The following is a 10,116-nucleotide window of genomic DNA, read 5'->3' on the forward strand; positions in this document are numbered from 1 at the left end:
CTTACGCAGGCATTCCCCTGGCGCCGCAAACGCCATCCTGTCGCACCAGTGATAAGCCGATTGCCGCTTCGGCGTGTGGCGACGACCTTATCTAGCCGTTGCCGCCATGGAACAACGTCAGCTTGTTCGACACCGACGTCACGCCTTGCACCGAGCGCGCAATCTGTTCGGCCTGAGCAATCTGCGAACCGTCCTTGACGCTGCCGCTTAGCGTCACGGCGCCGCCGCGCGCCTTGACGAATACGCCCGACACATCGAAGCCTTGGGCCTTGCTCAAGGCACGCCGCACTGCTTTGGCAAGCGCCCGGTCCGCCTGTTTTGACGACTGCGCCGGAGCGGCAGTCGTGGCCGCATCGTTTTGCGCGAGCGCCGGTGGAATCGCGACCGCCAGCCCCGCCCCCAGCAACAGCGCCTGAATGATCCTTCGTTTCATGTTGCCTCCTCGCTGCACATTGTTGCCGGTATTGGCGGACAATGACCCTCATTTTGAGCACTGTAGGCGATTCGGAAGGAATCCGCAAAGAAGCCCCGTGCGGCCTTGCTGCATAACGAAGCAAGCCGCAACGGGGCCATCTGAAACGCGCCCGAGCGATTCAGCGAACGCTAAACACCGCGACCTGACGCGCGAGATCCTGCGACTGCTGATCGAGCGCTTGTGCCGCGGCGCTCGCCTGTTCGACCAGCGCGGCGTTTTGCTGCGTGATCGAATCCATCAGACTGATTGCCGTGTCGACCTGTTCGATGCCGGTGCGCTGCTCAAGCGCGGCCGCCACGATCTCGTTCATCACCAGCGCGAAGCGCTGCACCGTGGTCAGCACCTGCTGCATCGCCTGCTCGGCTTCGGTGACCAGTTCGGTGCCGTCAGCCGCGGCACTGACCGAATCGGCGACCAGTTCACCGATCTGTTTCGCCGCCGACGACGAATGCTGCGCAAGCGCGCGTACTTCCGCCGCGACGACCGCGAAACCGCGGCCATGCTCACCGGCGCGCGCCGCTTCGACCGCCGCATTCAATGCCAGGATATTCGTCTGAAACGCAATGCCGTCGATAATGCCGGTGATGTCCGCGATCTTGCGCGAGCTGACATCGATGCGGCTCATCGTGCCGGTCATGCGGCCGATCACCGCGCTGCTGCTTTGCGCGGCCGACGAAGCGTCGTCGGCCAGGCCACGCGCCTGTTGCGCATGGTCGGCGTTCTGCTTGACGGTCGCGGTGAGCTCGCTCATGCTCGCCGCCGTTTCTTCGAGCGAGGCCGCCTGCTCTTCAGTGCGCGTCGACAGGTCGAGCGTACCCGCGGCAATCTCTCGCGTCGCGGTGCCGATCGTTTCGCAACTGTCTCGCACAGCCGTCACGGTTTTCGATAGTTGCACCTGCATCGTTTTCAGGCCGGCCAGCAATTGCCCCATTTCGTCCGCACGCCCGCTTTCGATCCCGCGGCTCAGGTCGCCGGCCGCGATCGCATTGAAATGGCCGAGCGCGTCGCCGAGCGGACGCATGATCGCGCGGCGCAACGTGACCCAGCCGACAACGGCGGCCAGCAAGCCGATCGCGATCAACGCCGACGATGCGATCAGAAAAGTTCTGAAGTAATGTTCCGCCTCTTCATAACGGCGTTGCGCATTCGTATAGAGCGTGCGCTTCAACGCTTCGTCCGCCGTCGTCAAATCGTTGAAGAGCGGACTCAGCTGCACGGTGCCGATCCGGTCGGCCGCCGCGCGTTCACCCTTTTTCAGCGCGTCCATAAACGCGAGCATTGCGTTGCGCAGCGCTTCGCGGTGCTGGTTCGCCGCTTCGATCAGCGACGCTTCGCCCGGCTCGTGCGGCTGTCCGACGAAGCGCTGCCATGCGTCGTCCGATTGCGCGAGGTATTCGGTCGCGCGGGCAATCTGGCGCTGCGTCATCGCGTCGTCGACATTGGCGGTTGCCGCGCCAAGCACGAGACGCATGCGCGCGATCAGCAACTCGGCCGCGCCGATGTGCATCGTAGCCGCCAGCTTGTTCTGATAGGTGTCGCGATTCGCACGGTTCGCCGTGTAACCGCCTTGCAGGCCGAAACCGCCGATTGCAAGCATCAGCGCCGCAAGTAATGCGACCGTCAACGCGATGCGCGCTTGCAGCGTGAAGCCGCTGCGGCGTTTTGCGATGAATCGCGTGCTTGCGCTATTCGCGACGTCGTAATGTGATGCGTCAACCGCATCGGCGGCCAGAGCGTGCGTCATCGAATCAGATCCCCGTATTTATGTTTTTATCGATTGGCCTAGGCGGCTATGAATCGCCGAGCACCGAGCTTCTTTGTATCGGCTCCACGGCTTTGGCCGCGGCCGCATGCTGTTGAGCCATATTCTGTTGCGCGTTCTGCGCATGCTGCGCGCCGAAGCGCACGCGATACAACAGCGACAGCACCGCCGAAAACACCGCCGTCACCACAAACAGCAGCGCGGCCGCATAGAAAAGTTGTGCGATGGGCAAATGCATGGACAACAGCAAGCCGCCGATCACGGGCCCCGACACCGAACCGATCTTGCCAACCGAAATCGCACTGCCGACACCGGCCGACCGGAACGAGGTCGGATAAATCATGCCGGCCACCGCATACAGGCCATATTGCGCGCCGACCACGCAGAAGCCGGTCGCGAACACGGCCAGCATCAGCCACGCCTGCGAGGTCGTGAAGCCGAGCGCCGCCGCCACCGGCGCACCGAGCGCAGGCAGCGAGATGATCGCGAGCACCCCGTGGCGATCGACGAAACGGCACAGAACGAGCCCGCCGATCACGCCACCGACCGAGAACATCGTCGTGATGATCCCCGCGCCCTGCGGATTGATGCCGATGCCTTCCATCAGGATCGGCAGCCAGTTCTGCAGGAAGTAGAGCGTCATCGAGTTCACGATAAACACAATCCAGAGCAGCGGCGTGATGCGGGCAAGGCCATCGGAAAAAATCAGCTTCAGCACGAAGCGCTTTTTCTCCTGCACTTCGCCGGCAATGAATTGCGCATCCGCGGGAATCTGCAATTCCGGGCGCAGCCGCGCGACGAGCTTGCGCACCGCATCCACACTGCGCTGCCGCACGACCAGCAGCTTCGCCGATTCGGGCAGCGTGAAAATCAGCAGCACCGCGACAAGCAGCGATCCGCCGCCACCGACGACGAACATCACCGGCCAGCCATAGCGATGAATGAGCGACGATGAAACAAGCCCGCCGGACCCCGCGCCGATCGAAAAGCCGGAGAACATCAGCGTGACCCACGTTGCGCGCAAGCGCTTGGGCGCATATTCGGCGACGAGTGCAACCGAATTCGGAATCACGCCGCCCATGCCGATACCCGCGATAAAACGCAGCAACATCAGTTCGTTTAACGATGCGACCCACACCGATGCCAGCGTCAATGCCCCGAAAAACAGGCTGCCGGAGACAATCGCCCTCTTGCGGCCGAAACGGTCGCCGATATAACCGAAAATGAACGAGCCGATCAGCGTGCCCAGCAGGCCCGCGCCGAACACCGCACCGAACCCGCCGCGCGCAACGTGCCATTCCTTGATGATGGCGGGTGCCGCGAACGACACGGCCGTCTGATCGTAGCCATCCATCAGCATGATCATGAAACACCAGAACAACAGCCCGACGGCGAAGCGCCCCGTCTTTTGTTCTTCTACCAGTGTCGCGATATTGAATGTCCGGTCTGCTTGCATGTGCGTTCCATATGCGTCGTCAGCGCGCCGCGCCTTCGCGCGTGTGCGTTGCCGTGTTCTCCTCATGCTCTCAAGGCTGCCCGTTGCAGCGCCGCTGCCGGGAGCCACAATATAAGGCTCGCCGTGCAGCGGCAGAATCAAAAATTAGCGATGAAGAGATAGAAAAAAGTGAATAAATCCGCTCATCTCTCACTTCCCGTCACGCCATAGCGCCTCCGCTTCAGAACATATGGTTGATGCCGATCCGTCCAACCGTCTGCGCGTTCGAGCTCGACGCCAGATAGCCGAACTGCTCGGCGTGCGCATTCGGCCCCGACGCGCGCTGCAGACCGACGCCCGCGTAAATCTGCGTGACCTTGGACAGGTAATGCGTCAAAAACAGGTTGTACTGATTGAACGTCAGGTCGTCGAATGTCGAACGGTTGTACGACAGGCCCAGTATGTACAGGCGCGCCCCGCCGCTCAGATCGATGTTCACGCCGGCCTGGTAGTTGTGCTCATGCTCCGCGCCTTGCGCGTTTTCGAGCTTCACATCCGTATACGTGAGGTGCGGCGTGAATGCGCCGATCACAACCGAGCCGCCGACCGCGATCGTGCTGTAGCGGCTCGCATTGAACTGCACGCCGGATTTCAACTGCTGGCCAAGCAGGGACGTAATGCTGAAAACGCCGAACACGTCTGCTGTACGGTCGTGCGACATCGTGTACGCAGCGCCGAGCTTCACGATACCGTTGCCGTAACGCACACCGACGCTGTACTGCCGTCCGGCGCTGAAATCGCCGGCCTGACCGCCGAAACTGTTCATCACGCCGGCCTGGAGGCCGTGGAAATTGATCGTCTCGTACCGCACCGAGTTATTCAGCGCGTGCGTGTTCGCGAGGCCGTCAAGATTGCCCACTGTGTAGAACGACGAAATACCCGGCACCGAGTTGTTCAGCGCACCGACGTATTCGTAGATGTAGTCCGGAATATTACCGAAGCTGAGCGCGCCCCACTTGTCGTTCGCAAGGCCGACGTACGCATCGCGGTTGAAGAAGCTGGTCGGGTTGATCTGCGCGCCGGTATTGGACAGGTAGCCGGATTCGAGCCGCGCAAACACCGCGTTGCCGCCGCCCAGGTCTTCCCTGAGCAGAAAGCCCCAGCGGTCGGGCGTCCGTTTGCCTGCCGATTCCTGCACCAGATGGCCTCCATGCGAGTTCGTCACGAAGTCGACACCCGTGTCGATGCTCCCGTAAATCGTGGCGGACGACTGCGCGAGCGCAGGACAACTCAATAGCGCGGCACATCCGCCGACGAACATTCGTGTCTTCAACTTGCCTCCAAATATTGTTTTGTGATGTTGTTATCGTGTCCGGCCCTGGTCTCCTGGACTGGCACGGCTGTCTGTCGTACGTGAAGAGCCGCGCGTCGCGTGATCGTCTCCGGTTGATCCGCTGCGCGCGTCGACAGTCCCTTCACGCTGCGCAAAGTGTAGCCATGTCGTTTGCGATTTTGAATCGTGAAATATTTATCAATCGATAGAACAATGCGAATACTCGCCTGGGGTATTTACCAGGAGACCCTGAAAAACCTGATTGCGCGTCTTTAATCGCCGCTATTGCGCGTGCTACCATCCGCGCGATCAAAGCGAGTTTCGAAATGATAAAAATCCGCTCTCGCGGAGGAGAACAGAATGCAAGTCAGGGCAGTACCGCCGCGGCGGATGATCGTCGGCATCAGCGGAGCATCGGGCGTCGTATACGGCGTGCGGCTCCTGCAGTTGCTCCGGCAGATGGACATCGAAACGCATCTGGTGATGAGCCGCTCCGCGCAAGTCACGCTCGCGCACGAATCGGACTACAGCGTCGCCGACGTGCGCGCGCTCGCCACCGTTTGCTACTCGAACACCGATATTGGCGCGGCCATTTCGAGCGGTTCATTTCCCGTGATGGGCATGATCGTCGCGCCCTGTTCGATCAAGACGCTCTCGGAAGTCGCGACAGGCGTGACAAGCGGGCTGCTCTCGCGCGCCGCCGACGTCACCTTGAAGGAGCGCCGCCGGCTCGTGCTGATGGTGCGCGAAACGCCGCTGCATCTGGGCCACCTGCGCAGCATGACGAGCGTCACCGAAGCGGGCGCGATCGTCTATCCACCGGTGCCGGCATTCTACGCGAACCCGGAATCGATCGACGATATGGTCGATCACACGCTCGGCCGCGTGCTCGACCTGTTCGGCATCGAGACCTCCGTCGTGCATCGCTGGGGCATGTAGCAGGCGCGCCCCCATCATGCGCTGCAATTAACAAAATTGCTCGATGATCCATTCGGATTCTTTTGCTTCTTAAGTGCCAGGCGTTGTTTTAAAGTTCATTCCGGTTTCAGCGGGTAATGCATTTATAACGGCATTAAAAACATTTATCGATAGATTGATAAATTAACCCGATAAAACGCGCCCAACACGAAAAGAGGTTGATTCGACGAATGAAGATAGTCATTGCGGGAGCTGGAATCGGCGGACTGACGGCCGGCGTTGCGTTACTGAAGAAAGGCTTCGACGTCACGATTCTCGAGCAGGCGCAGGCGCTCAAGGAGATCGGCGCGGGCGTGCAGCTGAGCCCGAATGCGACGCGCGTGCTGTACCAGATCGGTGTCGGCGACACGCTCGAGGGTCTCGCGTGCGAGCCGCCCGGCAAGCGCGTGCGGCTGTGGAACACCGGCCAGTCGTGGCGCCTCTTCGATCTCGGCGCCGCGTCGCGGGAAATCTATGGCTATCCGTACTTCACGCTGCACCGTGCGGATCTGCATCAGGGGCTCGCCGATGCAGTCTATGCGCTCGCGCCGAATGCGATCCGCCTCGGCGAAAAGGTGGAAGGCATCAAGCAGAGCGATGCCAAGGTCGAGGTCACGACGGTTCAGGGCAACGTCTACGAGGCCGATCTGCTGATCGGCGCGGACGGCGTGCACTCGCGCGTGCGGCGCGCGCTGTTCGGCCCGGACGAACCCGTGTACTCCGGCGTGATGGCATGGCGCGGCGTGATCGACGCGGAAAAATTGCCCGAGCATCTGCGCACCGCTTACGGTACGAACTGGGTCGGGCCGGGCGCGCACGTCATTCACTATCCGTTGCGCGGGCACAAGCTCGTCAACTTCGTCGGCGCGGTCGAACGCGACGGCTGGCAAGTCGAATCGTGGTCCGAACGCGGCACGCTCGAAGAATGTCTGAACGATTTCGCGGGCTGGCACGACGATGTGCGTGCGCTGATTTCGGCCATCGATATTCCGTACAAGTGGGCTTTGATGGTGCGCGAACCGATGACGCGCTGGAGCTCCGGCAACGCCACGCTGCTCGGCGACGCCTGCCACCCGACGCTGCCGTTCCTCGCGCAAGGCGCCGGCATGGCGATCGAAGACGGTTACCTGATCGCGCGCTGCCTCGAACGCTATGCGGGCGACTTGCCGCGCGCTCTGGAACGCTACGAAGCATTGCGCCTCGATCGCACCGCACGCGTGGTGCGCGGGTCGGCCGCCAACGCGACGCGCTTTCACAATCCGCAACTCGCGCACGCGGAAGGTGCGGCCGAATATGTCGACCGCGAATGGAGCGAGGAGCGCGTGAAAGAGCGCTATAACTGGCTGTTCGAATACAACGTCGACACCGTCGAAGTCTGAATTCCAGCCGCCTGCCCTCGCGGGCAAGAGGCTCGAGTCAGCGCTCAAGCGCAGCTCCGGCCTCTGCATAAAGGAGACGATAGATGGCCACGATACCCGCCGTCCTCGGCCTGCACCATTTCGCATGGCGCTGCCGCAATGCCGAGGAAACCCGTCATTTCTACGAGGACATCCTCGGCCTGCCGCTTACGCACGTGATTCGCCTCGACCGCGTGCCGAGCACCGGCGAGCATTGCCCGTATGTGCATCTGTTCTTCGAGCTCGCGGACGGTTCGAACATCGCGTTCTTCGATCTCGGCGACAATACGGCGGCCCTGCCGTCGCCGAATACGCCCGCGTGGGTCAATCACATTGCGTTCCGTGTGGCGTCGCTCGACGAGCTCGAAACGATGAAACAGCGGCTCACCGGGCACGGCATTGAAGTGCTCGGCGTGACCGATCACCACTTCGTGCGCTCGATCTATTTCTTCGACCCGAACGGGTTGCGTGTCGAGCTGACCACGGTGGTGGCGGATGCCGCCACGCTCGAAGGCTTTAAAATACGGGCTCGCGGCACGCTCGACGCGTGGACCGCGGAACAGAAAAAAGCTGTACTGGAGACACGCCCCGCATGACCGAGCTGAACTCCACCCACGATCCCGCCCTGCGCAGCTGGGTCGAATCGGCCAATCTGCCCGGTGCGGACTTCCCGATTCAGAACCTGCCGTTCGGCGCCTTCGAGCGCGATGGCGACGCGCGTACCGGCGTCGCGATCGGCGATCGCATCGTCGATTTGCAGGCGCTGCACGATGCTGCGCTGTTCGACGGCGACGCCGCGATTGCGTGCGCAGCCGCCGCCAGTGGCGACGGCACGCTTAACCGCCTGATGGCGCTCGAGCCGCGTTACCTGAGCGCGCTGCGCCGTGCATTGTCCGCGCTGTTGCGCAGCGATTCGCCGATGCTGTCGCAGGTAGAACCGCGTGCGGCCGCCCTGCTGCCGCGCATCGCCGACGTCACGATGCGGCTGCCGTGCGAGATCGGCGATTACACCGATTTCCTGACCTCGCTGCATCACACCGAACGGCACGGCCGCTACAAGGGCCTCGCGGACCCGCTACCCGCCGCGTTCAAATCGTTGCCGATCGCGTATCACGGCCGTGCATCGTCGCTGCGCGTGAGCGGCGGCGACGTGCGCCGGCCGCACGGCCAGTATCGCGATGCGCAAGGCAATGTGCATTTCGGCCCGGCGCCCGCGCTCGATTTCGAACTCGAACTCGCGGCGTTGATCGGCCGCGGCAATGCATTGACGCAACCGGTCGCGATCGACGATGCGCACCGGCACATCTTCGGCTACTGCCTGCTCAACGACTGGTCCGCGAAAAGCATTCAGTGGTTCGAACAGGTGCTCGGACCGTTCCTCGGCAAGAGCTTTCACTCGAGCCTGTCGCCGTGGATCGTCACCGCGGAGGCGCTCGCGCCGTTCCGCAAGCCGGCGCCTTCACGCGCCGCTGGCGATCCGGCCATGATGCCGCACCTGAACGGCGCGTTCGATCAGCAGCACGGCGGCCTGAACCTCGAACTCGAAGCGTTCCTGTCGACCGCCAGACTGCGCGCCGCAGGCGTTGCGCCGGTGCGCATCACGCGCACGCATCTCGACAATCTGTACTGGACCTTCGCGCAGATGGTCACGCATCACACGAGCAACGGCTGCAATCTGCGCACCGGCGATCTGCTCGGCAGCGGCACGATCTCCGGCGCCGACGACCTTTCGCGCGCGTGCCTGACCGAGTTGACGAACGCGGGCAAAGATCCGCTGCAATTGCCGAACGGCGAAACGCGCACCGCGCTCGAAGATGGCGACGAAGTGATTTTCCATGCGCGCGCCGTGCAACCCGGCGCCGTGACGATCGGTTTCGGCGAATGCCGCGGCACGATTGCGCCGGCATTCGCGGCCTCGCCTGTCCACGCTCGCAGCGAGGCCCACGCATGACCGCTCTGAACGGATATGTACAGGTCGGACAGGGTCCGCGCAAAGTGCTTGCGCTGTCGGGCTGGTTCGGCAGTTCCGCCGACTGGCAAACGCTCGCGCCAATGCTCGACGTCGACGCTTTCACCTATGTTTTCTTCGACTATCGCGGCTATGGCGCATCGCTCGAACACGACGGCGCGTTCACGTTCGCGGAAGCGGCGAGCGATGTGCTCGCGCTTGCCGATCGTCTCGACTGGCCGCGCTTCAGCCTGATCGGGCATTCGATGGGCGGCATGGCGATGCAGCGAGTGCTGCTCGCGGCGCCGGAGCGGATCGAACGGATGGCCGGCATTTCGGCGGTGCCCGCATGCGGCTCGCGGATGGATGCGGCGCGCCTCGCGGGTTTTAGCGCCACCATCGACGACGTGTCAAAACGCGCGGGCATCATTGCCTTTTCGACCGGCAATCGCCTGACGCCGCGCTGGAGTGCGCATCTCGCGAACGAGTCGATGCGGCTGTCGCGCCGCGAAGCGTTCGCCGGCTATCTGCCCGAATGGGCGACGCACGACTTCTCGGCCGAACTTGCGGGAAGCCCGGCTGCGCAGGTACCGGTCAAGCTGTTTATCGGCGAGCACGATCCAACCCTGACCGCCGATCTGATGAACCGCACGTGGCTCGCGTGGTACGAGCACGCCACGCTGGAAACGCTTGCGAATGCGGGCCACTATGCGATGTACGAGGTACCCGTTGCGCTTGCAACGAAGCTGGAAGACTGGCTGAAACAAACGACGTAGCAATACCGGCCGCGCGCCGTGGTCCGGCGCGCG

General features: G+C 62.7%; 9 protein-coding genes. 5 read left to right on the forward strand and 4 right to left on the reverse strand.

Going from position 1 to position 10,116, the window contains the following annotated elements; all coding sequences use genetic code 11:
* Window positions 1-91 precede the first annotated feature (91 nt).
* The 4 genes from ACYPXD_RS18975 to ACYPXD_RS18990 all read right to left on the reverse strand — a co-directional run bounded on the left by ACYPXD_RS18975 (window position 92) and on the right by ACYPXD_RS18990 (window position 5,005).
* Window positions 92-433, reverse strand: a complete 342-nt coding sequence (locus ACYPXD_RS18975; RefSeq protein ID WP_459714466.1) for a BON domain-containing protein — start codon at window positions 431-433, stop codon at window positions 92-94.
* 160 nt (window positions 434-593) lie between these two features.
* A complete protein-coding gene (locus ACYPXD_RS18980; protein ID WP_459714468.1) occupies window positions 594-2,219 on the reverse strand; it encodes a methyl-accepting chemotaxis protein in 1,626 nt (541 codons plus the stop codon).
* 46 nt (window positions 2,220-2,265) lie between these two features.
* Entirely contained in the window at window positions 2,266-3,693 is a 1,428-nt protein-coding gene (locus ACYPXD_RS18985) for an MFS transporter (RefSeq protein WP_459714470.1), read from the reverse strand.
* A 220-nt stretch (window positions 3,694-3,913) separates the two neighbouring features.
* Window positions 3,914-5,005: a porin gene (locus tag ACYPXD_RS18990; RefSeq protein WP_459714472.1), complete on the reverse strand. Its 1,092-nt coding sequence runs from the start codon at window positions 5,003-5,005 to the stop codon at window positions 3,914-3,916.
* Window positions 5,006-5,365: 360 nt separating this feature from the next.
* Between ACYPXD_RS18990 and ACYPXD_RS18995 the strand changes: the two genes are divergently transcribed.
* From ACYPXD_RS18995 to ACYPXD_RS19015, 5 genes are all read left to right on the forward strand, one after another.
* On the forward strand, window positions 5,366-5,944 hold the full coding sequence (locus ACYPXD_RS18995) for a UbiX family flavin prenyltransferase (RefSeq protein ID WP_459714474.1): 579 nt from the start codon (window positions 5,366-5,368) through the stop codon (window positions 5,942-5,944).
* Window positions 5,945-6,153: 209 nt separating this feature from the next.
* Entirely contained in the window at window positions 6,154-7,341 is a 1,188-nt protein-coding gene (locus ACYPXD_RS19000; RefSeq protein WP_459714477.1) for an FAD-dependent monooxygenase, read from the forward strand.
* 83 nt (window positions 7,342-7,424) lie between these two features.
* Window positions 7,425-7,955, forward strand: a complete 531-nt coding sequence (locus ACYPXD_RS19005; RefSeq protein WP_459714479.1) for a VOC family protein — start codon at window positions 7,425-7,427, stop codon at window positions 7,953-7,955.
* A complete protein-coding gene (gene fahA / locus ACYPXD_RS19010) occupies window positions 7,952-9,310 on the forward strand; it encodes a fumarylacetoacetase (protein WP_459714481.1) in 1,359 nt (452 codons plus the stop codon). The genes ACYPXD_RS19005 and fahA overlap by 4 nt, the downstream gene beginning before the upstream one ends.
* Window positions 9,307-10,083 (forward strand): alpha/beta fold hydrolase, encoded by a 777-nt coding sequence (locus ACYPXD_RS19015; RefSeq protein ID WP_459714483.1) that lies wholly within the window; start codon window positions 9,307-9,309, stop codon window positions 10,081-10,083. The genes fahA and ACYPXD_RS19015 overlap by 4 nt, the downstream gene beginning before the upstream one ends.
* The last annotated feature ends 33 nt before the right edge of the window (window positions 10,084-10,116 follow it).

The sequence above is a fragment of the Paraburkholderia sp. 2C genome, from assembly GCF_054589215.1.